Raw genomic sequence first — 14138 nt, 5'->3', positions numbered from 1 at the left:
TTCATGGACAGACAAGGTGCATTAGTGACATTTAAGCGGCATATTATGACATGAGTTCACTCACCGTCGGTCTGTCAAACCAAATGAAAAGCCCTCTATTTTCATCAGGGTGCACTATATTGCACATTCATTGAAAAACTATGAAAAAAACCGTGCCATTTGACTTCCTGCTCGATTACTTGCCGACAGGTATAATCATCGAGCCGGCGGTAGGCATGTTCTATATCTATTTCGATAAAAAGATTGTGCTGATCTTCCGAAAGGTTAGTAAAAATCCGCAGCATAACGGTATTTGGATCTCTACCACGCGGGAAAATCATGCCAGCCTCAAAGGGGAAATACCGGCCATCACTGATTTTGTATTAGACGAGGGCTTTGATACGGCCTGGCTCCTGCTTAGTGACAGCCACGATGATTTTGAGAATTCGGCAATCCAGCTGTGCGAACTTGTTTTGCGCAGGGATAAAAGGATCGGGAAAGTAACGTCTAAAAGCACAGCGATGTTTTAATAGCCTCCTTAACAATTTAATCGTTGTCAGCATCAGCTTCTTCGGGATGATCTTTAAAATATTCCCGTGCCTTTTTTAAACCTGTGGCTATGGCAATGCCTTCATCGCCGCTTTCCTTCAAAATTTCATTGGCAATTTCTACCGCCTTTTCCCGCAATTTGGGAGGTTGATTTTTATAAGATGGCGGGTAGTCTCCGTTATACCAGGGCATGCTTCCTCCTTTTTAGGCAACAACAATTATAATGAAGATTTGATTGAAAAGAGTGTTGATTGAGCGACAAGAAGTTCAAAGCATTTCTTCAAAAGATCATTTGACCTACTCTTTCAAATACTTGCGAAGTCAATATCCTTACGAGAGAAGCGGCCTGATTAAAAGTTAAATTCTGATAACGTTTTTCTATTAGCATGCATTTGTATCAGCTTACTTTAAAAAATTGTTCAGATAGGTCAAAACCGTTGTTGTCTGCATCATCAGGCTTACATGTCCTTGCGAAGGGACAATGGCCAATTGCGATTTTGGCATTGGCGCTAAATCAGCAGAAACGCCCCCGCCTAATAATTTTATATGTTTTTGCCAATTCAATTTTGTCCAGCCCATCGTTATCACCGGCTATGATCAATACCGGCGCAGAAATTTTCGAAATATTGTCATCACCGAAGTCGAACGGCTCCTGCGCGAAAGCGATCATCTGCCCTATAAACTTTGTCCATTTTGTTTTATCTGGTGCTATTGCATCGTATGCGGCTTTCATAGGAGTATTCATAAAAAGCCCGGGCTTCCAGGATTTGAAAGCATTGGTTATTTCAGGCAGCCATCCGCTACTTTTATAAGTAGAAGAAATGATCACTAATTTTTTTAACCGTTTAGGGCTTTGTAAAGCAAACTTGTAAGCCACAGAGCCACCCATACTATACCCTGCTACGTCGGCACTATCAATTTTCAGGTAGTCCATAACTCCTTCCACATCATTAGCTAAGGTAGCATATGATAACTTTCTATCCGAAAACGGTGTATGCCCGTGTCCCTGTAATTCAATGGCAATTACTTTCCTATTTTTTGATAGTTCAGGGATCAATTCGGCCCAGTTTCCTTCAATTGTCATAAAAGCACCATGTAGTAAAATGAGCGGTTTACCCTCGCCATATACCTCATAATAAACTTTGATACCGTTCACAGGCGCGTAGCCACCGTTGGAAGGCTTGATTTGTTGTCCATGTGATCGTGATGTTGCAAACATAATTACAATTAACAGTATTGATTTAAGAGGGTTAAGTGCCTGGAGTAAATTTTTCATGGCGGTTAAGTTTGATTTTATTAACAATACAAAGATGGAACTCATTTCAGGGTTTGATAGCGTGCAAAAACGACTACTTAGGGGAGAATTACGACAAAATATGCTTATAAGCGAAGGAATGACTCTGCTTGCTCCCGTGAAAGAAGATCAAGCATGGAAGCAAGTAAACATGAATCTGTAAAAAGAAAACCCTCTAAAATTGTAATTTAGAGGGTTTGATACTTGATATCGCTTTAGTCGGGATGGCAGGATTCGAACCTGCGGCCTCCACATCCCAAATGTGGCGCGATACCGGGCTACGCTACATCCCGTTTTTTTATTTAGCCTGCGCTGGCAGGCTATTCCACCAATCAGAAAAGAAAACCCTCTAAAATTCAATTTAGAGGGTTTTGATACTTGGTATCGCTTTAGTCGGGATGGCAGGATTCGAACCTGCGGCCTCCACATCCCAAATGTGGCGCGATACCGGGCTACGCTACATCCCGTCTCCCTGATTGGGTGTGCAAAAGTAGGATTTTAAATTAAGTTGCAAAATTTTTTTTGAAAGATTTTTTAAGCCTCCATATAATCCGCTCATTAACAAAATATTGCCTTAAATTAAATTCTTTATGGTTTCTCAAAACACCTAACAACCTTGTTATTACACTTGGTTTCCCTCCAACAAACTTAAAAAAGGATTTCATGTTATTCTGCTATAGCTGTTCACATCCATGAATTTATATGAACAACAGCCTTATTGGCTAATAAAAAATGGCATAGTTGCCTCCTACCCATCTCTTCAAAAAGATTTGAGGCTGGATGTGGCCATTATTGGGGCCGGCATCAGCGCTGCTTTAACAGCCTGGCAGCTCCGCAACTCGGGTTTAAGTATAGCTGTTTTTGATAAGCGCCACGTTGGTATGGGCAGTACCGCGGCCAGCACTGCTTTCCTGCAATATGAAATTGATACGCCCCTCACATCTTTAAAAAACCTGGTTGGCGAAGCTAATGCCGTAACAAGCTATCAACTTTGCCGCAAAGCTATTTACGATATTGCTGATTTATGTAAATCGCTTAAACCTGCTTTTGATTTTGGCCTGAGGCCAAGTTTGCAGTATGCCAGCTTCAAAACACACACAAATTCACTAAATCAGGAATATAACTTCCGTAAAAAGCATGGCTTTGAGGTACATTGGCTCGAAGCTGATGAAATTAAACAGAAATTCGGGTTTAAGGCTTCCGGGGCTATTTTCTCTGCAGTTGGCGGGGAGGTTGATGCATATCTGCTTACCCATGCTTTACTTACAAATTTTGGCAAAGCCGGTCATAAAATATACAGTAATACCGATATTAAAACCATTGAGCATCATAAACAAGGCATAACGCTGCAAACCGGCAACGGCTCAGTTATCAAAGCTAAAAAGCTGATTGTTGCATGCGGTTATGAAAGTTTAAAATACGTCCCTAAAAAAATAGCCGAAATTAACTCAACTTACGCACTGGTTTCGGAGCCTTTGCCCGATGTACGTTTCTGGTATAAGAACAGTTTGATTTGGGAAACTGCCGTACCCTACATGTACTTTAGGGCTGTAAGTGAAAACCGCATCCTTGTTGGAGGCCGCGATGACCTGTTTCATCATCCGCATATACCGCCTTCTGTTATTAAACGAAAGGCGGACATGCTACAGCAGGCTTTTCTCAAAAAAATGCCGCACATCCCATTAAAAGCTGATTTTAGCTGGGCCGGTGCTTTTGCAATCACTAAAGATGGCTTGCCTTACATTGGCTGCATTCCCGAAAGACCGAACACTTATTTTGCGCTTGGCTTTGGAGGTAATGGTATCACTTTTAGCGTAATTGCTGCCGAAATTATCCATGATCTTATCCTGGAGAGAAAGAACGAACATGTTCAATTGTTCAGTTTTAACAGGTAGCGCGTTTTCAAATAATAAAAGCCGATATTTAACCTTGAAATGACGGATCAATTACCCAAAATATACCTTTACCGCAGGCTTATACAGGCTAAGTTGTTCATTGATAAAAACTATCATGAACCGATCGACCTGAACGATATTGCCGACGAGGCCTATTTTTCCAAATATCATTTCATCAGGTTGTTTAAAAACATCTATGGTAAAACACCACACCAATGCCTCATCCAGGTGCGGGTTGAAAACGCCCGGCTGCAATTAAAAAAAGGCCTTCCCATTGCTAATGTTTGTTATGCTGTAGGTTTTGACAGTGTTACTTCATTTTCTGCTTTATTTAAAAAGATCACCTCCCGTTCTCCTGCAAACTACCAGCAAACAGAACTTAAACGGCAGGCGGAGATGCAGCAATCGCCCCTCAAATTTATACCCGGTTGCTTTGCCCGGGAAAAAGAATGGCCGCGAAATCGCAATTTTCAATAAGCCCGGTTCTTTTTTGATAACGACTTTTGGTTTATCAAACAACATTAACATGATAACCAAATTAAACCATGTAAGCGTATTTGTACTTGACCAGAACAGCGCTTATGATTTTTATGTAAACAAATTAGGCTTTACCGTAAATACAGATGCTGCCATGGGGCCGGGAATGCGCTGGCTTACTGTATGTCCTCCCGGGCAACCCGAATTGGAAATATCACTCATGGCCATAACGGAGGGAATGATGTTCGACGCACAGTCGGCACATCAAATGCGCGAATTGGTACAGCGCGGTACCTTTGGGTTCGGAGTTTTTGAATGCAACGACCTTATAGCTACTTACGAAGAGTTAAAAGCGAAAGGCGTTGAGTTTACTAAAGCCCCCACTAAAGAGTTTTACGGCTTTGAAGCCCTATTCAAAGACGACTCGGGTAATTGGTTTTCATTGGGTGAAAAGAAAAGATAAACGCCTGCACATACGATGGCGCAAAACCACCCCAATTATGGCACAAACGACAAGGTGTAAATTTTGATTTTGCATGGAGATTTGTATTAATCAATCTTCAAAACATCATGGAAAATCAAATAACCACCACCCTCCAAACCGATGCACGTATTAACTTACTGGCAGTATTTGAGGATACTGCCAGCAACCTTTTATCAACCATTGCTTTATTCAATGAGCAACAAATTAATATTATACCGCCCCACGGCGGATGGACAGCCGGACAGATAGCGGAACATGTTTTTAAATCGGCTTTACAACTTGTTCCGGTACTTACCGGCTCCGACAAAGCAGCAGAAAGAGACCCGGCCGAAAAAGTCAAAATGATAAAAGACCTGTTTCTTGATTTTGAGGCTAAATTCAAATCAGCACCAAACATATTGCCATCAGACGGGCCTCACAATAAATCTGAGCTTATCGAATTATTACAAACAGTTATCATCCAAGTCAGAGAAATAATTAATTCCAAAGATCTATATGCCATTAGTACTGACCTGGTAGTTCCTTTTTTTGGTGAGCTTACCCGGTTAGAATGGCTCTATCTTATTTGCTATCATACTCAAAAGCACATTCACCAGTTAAAAAACGTCGGGCAGTCTTTATGATTCATTTAATGATACCTGCATGTTCCTGGCTACCGAATTTACAACGTAAATAATGAGCCATAGCAAACCGATTAAAGCATACATACTAAGTATAACAAGCGATAAAGTGCTCACGGAAGCGCCTTCATCGCTTTTTTGCATAAAAAGTGTGAGTATAGACAAACCTACTCCGGCACCTAAAAAGTAAGCGGTAGTACCCAGGCTTGATGCCAACCCGTAGTGTTGCTTGGGGATGTTTTTTACAGCGAGTACTGATAAGCTTGTAAAACAGATGGTCATACCTAAACCGGATATAAAAGCAGCGGATAACAGCAATAAAGGGAGAGAGTAGCCTGCGAATACCGCACAAATTAAAACCAGTCCCCCGGTTAACATACAACTCATACCCAACAACCCGGTTTGTTCGGTTGTTAACCGTTTCATGATGCATGGCAGCATAAACTTAGCCACCATGGCCGATAACAGGCTAAAAGGCACCAGTAACAGGCCAGATCGTGCTGCAGTATATTGCATGTCTTTTTGCAATAATTGGGATATAATGAACAGGTACCCGGTAAAAAATGCACCTAACAAAATGAATACACCATTTGCGGTAATAACTGATGACGCTTTAAAAACTGAAAGATCTATCAGCGGATTTGCACTTCGGGTTAAACGAACATATAACAGCCTCATGCAAACAACCACGCCTATGGCACAAATTATAATAAAAGTATATTGTTGTTTGATATCCGCAAGCTGGTGTACACCATAGCTAAGCATCAGCAAACCCATCACCAATAAAATACCCGAAAACAGATCGGGAGACGACTGCCTTTGTTCAGGGGCGTCATTAGCCAGGCACAGCCAGCCTATAACAATAATAAAAACTAGTATTGGCACATTAATCAAAAACACCCAATGCCAGCCTAAGTAGGTGCTGATAATTCCGCCGATGGAAAGGCCGCTTCCTGAACCAACCGCCGCGAATGAGCTAAAGATTCCGATAGCCTTGCTCCGCTCACGTTCTTCGGTAAAAGTATGCGTTACGATGGAAAGTGCCGATGGCATGATCAGCGCTGCAGCCAGGCCTTGTACGGCCCTCGATAAACTAAGAAACACAAAAGTACCTGATAAGCCGGCACTTAATGAAGTTGCCAGGAATAATACCGCACCGGTAATAAAGACCTTCTTTGGTCCGGCAACATCAGACAGCTTCCCTCCTATAATCAGGAAACCGCCGTACAATAGCACGTAGAGCGTTTGAAGCCATTGAACCTGGTCGTTAGTGACCACAAACTGCTTTTGTATTGCCGGAATGGTGAGGTTAATGATGGCGATGTCAAGCGCTTCGACAAATATGGCCATAGAGGCTATGATCAGGACATTGTTCTTTTTTTGTGCCATAATTTTGATTTTTGTCCTTTCAAAACTATGTTAATAGAAATTAACAATATTATTTATTGTAATTTTGGAACATAATTAAAAATTAAAGCGCTTTAAAAGAACAAACGCCCAATTAACACACCGTTATGGCCCCACAAACAGAACAAGAAAAAGCCGGCATCCAGCTTGATGAAAAAGATTACGAAATATTACGGCTGGTTGAACGGAATGCCAAGCTTACTGTGCGGGAAATAGCTGTTAAGATCAACCTAAGCCCTACGCCTGCACATGAACGCATTAAACGCCTTGAAAAAGCGGGGGTTATTAAAAGCTATACCGCCATTTTAGATAAGCGGATGCTGAACAAACGCATCATGGTTATTTGCATGGTAACCCTGCGCGAACATAGCCGCAAAGCAGGTGCTGATTTTATTAATGCTGTACTTGAATTTGACGAAGTGATAGAATGCTATAACATATCGGGCGATTTTGATTTTATGCTCAAAATTGTTTCTGAAAGTATGGATAGTTACCATTCGTTTTTTGTAAATAAACTAAGCGAAGTAAAGGGTATTGGCCACTCAAAAAGCACTTTTGTAATGGATATTATCAAAGAAACCAATCATTTGCTTTAACTTACACAATAGCAGCGTTCTCCGTCCGTTTATATGTCCGGATAATTAATCGGTTCAACACCCAGTTTTATCGATTCATTAACCCGGTATATCAAATTGTTATCTTAATTTTAAGCTCAACTAAAACGGCACTTTTATCGTAATTATTACCAACCGGGTTTATAACAGACATATATGACTGCAAAACATTTACTTTTTACTTCCAAAATTATTGGTTGTTTATTAATAACGGTTGCCTTTTTTTCCTGTAAAAAAGATAAAACCGTACCGCCTCAAACACAAGTTAGTCCTGTTACGCTTGGTTTATATGAATACGCCAGCGGGGTAAACAAACGGATCTTTTTACCCATTACGCTGGTAGGCACAAAAGCAGTGACTTATTATACCGTGTTTGATACGGGTTCATCAGGAATGACGCTTGATGCTGCGGGTATCCTGCCTGCATCAATGATCACATCGTCAGGCATCCAGTTTACCGGCGACTCGGTGGTTGTGAACGGTATCACGGTTACTAATACCAAGGGCACAATAAGCTTTGGCGACCAGTTAAGCTCCACAAAAGAATACGGCAATTTAGCCTACGCCAATATCACCATCGGCGACGCACAGGGCAACCTTACGTTAAAAAGGGTGCCATTTTTTTTATACTACAAAATAGTTGATGAAACTGGTGCGCAACTATCGGCCCATGCCAGCGATGTTTTTGGTGTTGGCCCCGGTACAAGTTATGTAACCAGTCTGATTCAGAGCCCGTTAAGATCCTTTAGCACCGGCACAGGTCTTACAAGCGGATTTAAGCTGGCCACGTTAAATAAAAGCTTATTTTCTACCAGTGGAACTTATGTAAGCAATCTGTTAACTATCGGCTTAAGCAACAGTGATCTTTCATCATCCGGATTCATTATGCACCCGCTTTCTTATTCAAACAGCGGCGGATACTCACCTAATATCCCTGCAACTATCACTTACAATGGAAAGACCATCTCCGGACAGATTTTGTTTGATACCGGAACCCCATCAACTACTGTAATTGAAGACAGGCTGGCAACCAATTCAATAGGCAGCCTTCCCGCAAATTCGACCGTAACCATAACTACCAACAAGGGCTTTGTTTATACTTATACCACATCAAGCACCGGAAACCTAACAGAAGTGCAAAATCCCAATAATACGGGTGATTACCGTACCATTTTCAGTCTCGATTTTTTCATCAGTAATGAATACCTAACCGATTATGGCAACCACCAGATCGGGTTAAAAAACAACTAAACATTAATGCTTAAGGTCGATACCATTATCTTCAAAAACCATACCCTCATAATTTCAACTCCTTTTTTATACTCTGTCACGAGGTGAGTTTTTCAATGCGCTACAAATTTACAGCGGCGTTTTTTAAATAAATCAAAGGAGATTAAAAGTCTATTTTTTATTACAGATCTCTGTAACAGCAGTACGGCGGGTGGCAGTGTAAACTATTCCATTTACCATTTCATAGCCAGTAGAAACGCTTTGCGAATAGCGTTTTAAAATAACCCCGGTGTTGTTATCTATGAGTATTGATCCGTTTATCCGGCTATTTAAGCTACCGCCTAAAACCGAAGTTTTATAGGTAACAACAGTAGTTGTGCTGCTTATAGCATAAACCGTATAGTTGGTTTCGGCCGATGAAGTAGTAACCTTCCATGAATAGCCCTTTTTAAGCGTGACGCTAACAGGAAAATCAACCATTAACTGTAGTGTGGTCCCTGGCGACAACCGTTCGGGCTGGATGCCGGCAAAAGATAAAAGTGTATCATTGGCAACAACCGGGCGTTTTAAATTCAGGATCTCGCCTTTGTTGTTTACTGAAACTATCGATTGATTATTGAACATCTTTTGCAAACCAACCTGGATAACAGAATTTGGGTCGGCAGGTTTACCTGAGTTATATACCAGGTTCTGGTTCATTGCATTTATGGTATCGATAAGCTTATCAGTAGTAATAGTAAAAGAGGCCCCCCTTTCAGAAGCATCGGTTACCTTGTACGTTTTAATAACTATTGAAACCGAACCAACACGCAAAGTTTGGCTGCCGCGCTGTAAAACACAATTTGACTTTGTATTTACCTGCCTTTGAAACTCATCTCCCTGTTTAAATCTGCCCTGGGCATAGGTAACACCGCTCGCAAAAGCTAATATTATAACAAATATATATTTTAACTCAATTGGGGTACTTTTCATTTTGGTATTCTTGTTATAATGCCTTTAATAATTTGACATTATGTCACAGTTAGTGTTTTTTCCTGTTTGATTGGGGTTTGCCTTTTAACTTATCATCCTTCGTTCCCGCAGGAGATGTCATTTTAAAGCCCTCGCTTTCGGGGATTTCCGGGATAGACCAGGGTGTAAGATTTTCGGAAGGCTGTAAAAGCGGTACCGTACTTGTTATATCGGGCATTATCGGAATGGGGCCTTTTATAATATTTACCTGGCCTGATACGGTTGGCTCAACAGGCGCTGGCGGCAATTCCGGCGATTCTGGCAAAGGGAGGTCCATAACCGCTGAAAACTGAAGGTCCTGCATTATTTGCTTTGGCAAATGCGGAGCTTCGGGCGCTTCAGGTGATGGAATTTCAGGTAACCCCGCAGTTGCACCATTAACATCGGGTTGGTCGGGTGCATCAACCAGAGGTGGCGTTGAGCCAACTGCAGCCAGCACAGGTATTTGAGTTGCTGAAACAAAGGGCTGAGCAACTACCGGGATATCCGTAAGCGTAAGTACAATCGGCTTACCCGCCGAACCATTGCCTTGAGTGTTTCCTTTGGTAATTGTACCAGGCGTTAATGGCGGCGGCACGTTCCAGTCCGACTGATTATTGCGGCTCTGGGCCATAGTATTACTTAAGCCCCCCCAGGCAACTAATAACCAAATAAAGCATGGTATTAAGCTGTTGAGTCGCCGGTTTCTCTTCTTTTTTTGGACGATGTATGACATTTCCATTTAATTATCTTTATGCAGAAAGCGATTGCTTTCAATACAATCAGTCAGTTTTATTTGGTGAATAATAGCTATTAATTTAATTTTTATTGATTGTTAATGAGCAATAATGATTTTAGGCATAGGTTAGAATTATATTGCAAAATCATTATTAAAGTTAATCCTTTTTATCAATTACGGCACACGGCTTTCCAATATATCCTATCTGTATAATACTAAATAGTGTTTCTACATGATATACTTACCTCCAATATTTCATCTGTAAAAATAAGCTTTATGGTGTTACTCCAAAATACCAACTGCTTTGTATTGTGTGAATTTCGGCCTCTCCATAAAATTGTACTGTCAAGCACGATGGTGAAATAATATAAAACAAAGCCATAAATGGTTTTGAACAAATTAATTCATCGCGTTTCATCTAAATTAAAAAAACCATGGAAAGTACTTTAAATTACCTCGCGGGCTTTGTTTCCCTAACTTTTATGGGATTATCGGCTATGTATAAATTTAAGCTCGACAAATTGCAGGGAACAGGCAAAATACCCAACATTATCAGTGCCAGGCAACGGCAAATTATGTTTTTCGTGTTAGCCGTATTATCTGCTTTAATAATATTCATCTCCAGATTTTAAAAACACATTAACTGGTAACAACCCCAAGTCCAACGGCTTTTGCTGATAAATATCAAATTACTATCTTTAACCGGGACCAAAAACCCGGATATGAAATACCCTTTGTTTTTTCTGCTTATTTTGGCTGTAATTCCGTGTTGCGGTCAAAATATTGACAGTTTAGAAAAGGTTGTTTTCAGCAAATCACCCACACAAAAACGCTTAACCGCCGCTACTCAGATTGCCAACTATCCGGCTGAAAAAAATCCGACTAAAATCATTATAGTTGCAAAAGAAGGATTGAACCTTGCACATAAGCTAAACAATAAAAAAGCAATTACTTTACTATCGCAAACTTTAGGAGAAGCTTATTTCCAAACTAACCAATATGATTCCGCATCATATTATTACAACCTTGCCGCGGTTGCACTCAACAAAATAAATCAACAGTACATTTTAACCGATGGTTACTATAGGTTAGCGAAAGCGTATGTAAAATTAAAAAATCATAAAAAAGCGCTTGAATTTTGCATGCTGGCAATTTCGTATGCCCCAAAAACCGGCGACCGTACAGAATTGATAGGAGCTTTAAACCTAGCCGCAACGTTATATGAGGCAAAAAACAATTACCGGGAGGCCTTAAATTACTCCAGGCAGGCTTTCGACATAAACGACTCTTTAAACCTTGCCCGGCAAACAAATGAAAACACCTCTGAAGCCTACAGCCATAAATTTATGGGGGATGTTATGGGAAGTATTAAACCAAACGACTCAGAACAGGAAATTTTAAAAACCATCGATGTCAAAAAATCATTAAATGATACCCTTGCGCTTTCAATTAACTATTTTAACCTTGGCGTATTGTATAAAAACAAACGGTTATATCTACAATCTCTCGATGCATTAAAAAACAGCCTTCAGTTTGCCACACAAATAAATTATGCAGATATGCAAAGAAGCGCCACAAATGAAATAGCTGATTTGTATGAGCAATTGGGTGACTATAAGCAATCGCTGATTTACTTAAAAAGGCATGCAGCAATTAAAACCTCAGGCAACAGCACCATTGATGAACTACAGGCAAAATACGAAATAAAACAACGTGAAGATCAGGTACTGCAACAGCAATTTGAAATAACAAAGCGTAATTACTGGATGGCGGGTATCTGTGTTTTTATACTTTTAATGTTCTTTACAGGCTTTTTTTATTATAAACAAAACAAGCTAAAACAGCGCAATATGGCAATGCAGGCTATAATTGCGGCTGAGGAAAGTGAAAGACAAAGAATTGCCAGGGATTTACATGATAGTGTGAGCCAAATAATATCGGCGGCAAAAATAAACCTGTCAGTTATAGGCAGTGAATTACCTTTCATAAATGAAGAGCAAAGAACCCGTTTTGAAAAAGCAATTAACCTTGTTGATTATGGATTTAAAGAGGTAAGAACGATATCACACAATATGATGCCCTGGGCACTTCATAAAACAGGGTTAGCACAAGTAATTAAACAATTTATTGAGAATATCAAGAACAATAATATTGCAATAAACTTTTTTTGCCAGGGGTTTGATTCGCCGTTTGACGATACCATCGAGATCATTTTATACCGGGTATTACAGGAAAGTCTAAACAATGTAATGAAGCACGCTCATGCCGACAGGGTTGACATTTCACTTATAAGAAGCGATGAAAACATCAGCCTTACTATTGAAGATAATGGCATAGGCTTTGACGCAACCAATCCTGATATTTTTAAAGGCATGGGGTTAAACAATCTAATGTCGCGGATAAATTTTTTAAAAGGCAGGGTTGAATTTGATTCGCATCCTAACAGGGGCACACTTGTTTCTATTTATATCCCACTCACCAATAAACCTTTATAAGTTATATTGCATTATAAACCGGTTAAGCTCAACCGGATTTTTCAGATTAAGCTTTTGCATAATATTTTTACGATGTGTTTCAACAGTATAAATACTTAAGTGAAGATGATCGGCCATTTGCTGGTTGGTAAAATTCTGTTTTATAAATTGTAAAAGTTCAGTTTCCCGCTTAGTAAGCTGGAACTGCTTTAAAAAAGGATCTGGTTCATTAGGCATGGAATTAACAACCGGCTGTTTGCAGGGAAAACACAGATGCCCTTGCGCTACGGAGCGCATTACCTGTAATAGTTCAGCCTTCCCGACGTTTTTGAATAAGTAGCCGCTGGCACCTTCAGCCTTTGCTTTTTCAATCAGGTGCTCCTCGTTATATGTAGAAAGCATGATTACCTTAATTTTAGGATAGTAATCCTTGATACGCTTAAGTACGTCGAACCCGTTCATACCCGGCATATTGATATCAAGCAATATGAGGTTGGGTGTTTGGGTGTGTAACAAATGCAATAATTCCTTACCGTTTGCTGCAACGCTCATTACCTCTATATCTGGCTCTCCCTGCAACAACATGTATAAGCCGTTTATAAATAAAGTATGGTCATCTGCTATTATTACTGATAGTTTTTCCACGGTGCTTTCCATATAATAAATTCACTGTAAATCTATATTTTATCTTTATTTCATAAAATACCAACTGATTTGTATTGTGCATCCCAGCCTCTGTTCATAAAATTGTTCTACCGAAACAAACTTAAATAAATGAAAAGCCATCGCACATCTTATTTATATGAATTACGCTTACCCGGTTACTGTACCCAATATATACCGAAATCTATTAACAGAAAAAGTGATGGAATACTTTATTAGCACATTTATAATAATGCTGATTTGTATAATCGCATTATTACAGGATAAATCTTATGACAACGGGATAGTTTTACCAAGGCCTCAGAGCAAACTTCCAGACCGAAGAGATTACCGGCTACTTAAATATAACAAAGCCCCTCACTTTGTTTCGGGGATATCCCCTCAATTACCTGTTAGTGAATATGAACCTCAAACAGATGCATTAGCGACATCATCAACAGCCAGGCTCGTCTATTCTTCAAATTTTAACAGGACAACAGTATTACAACCAAAGCCTAACCCAACTATGCAATCAAATACTGAAAAAGATACAAATGTCGCAAACGCTTTTGCTCACAATGCAATTTAAGCTTCTTTGCTCCTGCCCGCAACTATTACAAACAATCCTTTAAGGTTGCATAACCGGCAGATGACAACTTCATGGCAACGGATATTTGCTACCTGACAATTAATGAAGTAATTAAGCTGCATTGAAGTGCTAAGTGCCGCCCCCATTTTTAGTAA

Annotated in this window: 17 protein-coding genes and 2 tRNA genes; 11 read left to right on the top strand and 8 right to left on the bottom strand. The window is 40.0% G+C overall.

Going from position 1 to position 14138, the window contains the following annotated elements:
* Positions 1-140 precede the first annotated feature (140 nt).
* Entirely contained in the window at positions 141-509 is a 369-nt protein-coding gene (locus tag ACEN82_RS07330) for a hypothetical protein (RefSeq protein ID WP_413322833.1), read from the top strand.
* 16 nt (positions 510-525) lie between these two features.
* On the opposite strand, the gene ACEN82_RS07325 is transcribed toward ACEN82_RS07330, so the two are convergent.
* A complete protein-coding gene (locus tag ACEN82_RS07325; RefSeq protein ID WP_090526743.1) occupies positions 526-720 on the bottom strand; it encodes a DUF2188 domain-containing protein in 195 nt (64 codons plus the stop codon).
* Between the two features lie 322 nt (positions 721-1042).
* Complete coding sequence (locus ACEN82_RS07320) at positions 1043-1804, bottom strand: alpha/beta fold hydrolase (protein WP_413322832.1); 762 nt, start codon at positions 1802-1804, stop codon at positions 1043-1045.
* A gap of 34 nt (positions 1805-1838) precedes the next feature.
* Here ACEN82_RS07320 and ACEN82_RS07315 point away from each other — a divergent pair, with 34 nt between their 5' ends.
* On the top strand, positions 1839-1985 hold the full coding sequence (locus ACEN82_RS07315) for a hypothetical protein (protein ID WP_413322831.1): 147 nt from the start codon (positions 1839-1841) through the stop codon (positions 1983-1985).
* A gap of 56 nt (positions 1986-2041) precedes the next feature.
* Here the strand turns inward: ACEN82_RS07315 and ACEN82_RS07310 are convergent.
* Both ACEN82_RS07310 and ACEN82_RS07305 read right to left on the bottom strand, forming a co-directional pair.
* Positions 2042-2115, bottom strand: a tRNA-Pro gene (locus ACEN82_RS07310).
* Between the two features lie 100 nt (positions 2116-2215).
* A tRNA-Pro gene (locus ACEN82_RS07305) sits at positions 2216-2289 on the bottom strand.
* 225 nt (positions 2290-2514) lie between these two features.
* Here ACEN82_RS07305 and ACEN82_RS07300 point away from each other — a divergent pair.
* The 4 genes from ACEN82_RS07300 to ACEN82_RS07285 all read left to right on the top strand — a co-directional run bounded on the left by ACEN82_RS07300 (position 2515) and on the right by ACEN82_RS07285 (position 5301).
* Entirely contained in the window at positions 2515-3717 is a 1203-nt protein-coding gene (locus tag ACEN82_RS07300; protein ID WP_413322830.1) for an NAD(P)/FAD-dependent oxidoreductase, read from the top strand.
* Positions 3718-3756: 39 nt separating this feature from the next.
* Positions 3757-4194, top strand: coding sequence for an AraC family transcriptional regulator (locus ACEN82_RS07295; protein WP_413322829.1), 438 nt, complete (start codon positions 3757-3759; stop codon positions 4192-4194).
* Positions 4195-4243: 49 nt separating this feature from the next.
* Positions 4244-4657, top strand: a complete 414-nt coding sequence (locus ACEN82_RS07290; RefSeq protein ID WP_413322828.1) for a VOC family protein — start codon at positions 4244-4246, stop codon at positions 4655-4657.
* Positions 4658-4764: 107 nt separating this feature from the next.
* Positions 4765-5301: a DinB family protein gene (locus tag ACEN82_RS07285; protein ID WP_413322827.1), complete on the top strand. Its 537-nt coding sequence runs from the start codon at positions 4765-4767 to the stop codon at positions 5299-5301.
* Here ACEN82_RS07285 and ACEN82_RS07280 read toward each other — a convergent pair.
* Entirely contained in the window at positions 5296-6687 is a 1392-nt protein-coding gene (locus ACEN82_RS07280) for an MFS transporter (protein ID WP_413322826.1), read from the bottom strand. The two genes, ACEN82_RS07285 and ACEN82_RS07280, sit on opposite strands and share 6 nt — an antisense overlap.
* Positions 6688-6812: 125 nt before the next feature.
* On the opposite strand from ACEN82_RS07280, the gene ACEN82_RS07275 reads away from it, so the two are divergent.
* Positions 6813-7301 (top strand): Lrp/AsnC family transcriptional regulator, encoded by a 489-nt coding sequence (locus ACEN82_RS07275; protein WP_090526731.1) that lies wholly within the window; start codon positions 6813-6815, stop codon positions 7299-7301.
* Between the two features lie 174 nt (positions 7302-7475).
* Positions 7476-8570, top strand: a complete 1095-nt coding sequence (locus tag ACEN82_RS07270) for a pepsin/retropepsin-like aspartic protease family protein (RefSeq protein ID WP_413322825.1) — start codon at positions 7476-7478, stop codon at positions 8568-8570.
* Between the two features lie 150 nt (positions 8571-8720).
* Here ACEN82_RS07270 and ACEN82_RS07265 read toward each other — a convergent pair whose 3' ends face one another.
* Together ACEN82_RS07265 and ACEN82_RS07260 are read right to left on the bottom strand one after the other, a co-directional pair.
* On the bottom strand, positions 8721-9521 hold the full coding sequence (locus tag ACEN82_RS07265) for a hypothetical protein (protein ID WP_413322824.1): 801 nt from the start codon (positions 9519-9521) through the stop codon (positions 8721-8723).
* A 49-nt stretch (positions 9522-9570) separates the two neighbouring features.
* Entirely contained in the window at positions 9571-10173 is a 603-nt protein-coding gene (locus ACEN82_RS07260) for a hypothetical protein (RefSeq protein ID WP_413322823.1), read from the bottom strand.
* Between the two features lie 539 nt (positions 10174-10712).
* On the opposite strand from ACEN82_RS07260, the gene ACEN82_RS07255 reads away from it, so the two are divergent.
* Positions 10713-10910 (top strand): hypothetical protein, encoded by a 198-nt coding sequence (locus tag ACEN82_RS07255; RefSeq protein WP_090526723.1) that lies wholly within the window; start codon positions 10713-10715, stop codon positions 10908-10910.
* A 90-nt stretch (positions 10911-11000) separates the two neighbouring features.
* Entirely contained in the window at positions 11001-12773 is a 1773-nt protein-coding gene (locus ACEN82_RS07250; protein ID WP_413322822.1) for a tetratricopeptide repeat-containing sensor histidine kinase, read from the top strand.
* On the opposite strand, the gene ACEN82_RS07245 is transcribed toward ACEN82_RS07250, so the two are convergent.
* A complete protein-coding gene (locus ACEN82_RS07245; RefSeq protein WP_413322821.1) occupies positions 12768-13409 on the bottom strand; it encodes a response regulator in 642 nt (213 codons plus the stop codon). The genes ACEN82_RS07250 and ACEN82_RS07245 overlap by 6 nt on opposite strands.
* 208 nt (positions 13410-13617) lie before the next feature.
* Between ACEN82_RS07245 and ACEN82_RS07240 the strand changes: the two genes are divergently transcribed.
* A complete protein-coding gene (locus ACEN82_RS07240) occupies positions 13618-13983 on the top strand; it encodes a hypothetical protein (RefSeq protein WP_413322820.1) in 366 nt (121 codons plus the stop codon).
* The last annotated feature ends 155 nt before the right edge of the window (positions 13984-14138 follow it).

The sequence above is a fragment of the Mucilaginibacter sp. Mucisp73 genome (assembly GCF_059491465.1).
This window is presented reverse-complemented; position numbering and strand designations above follow the sequence as displayed.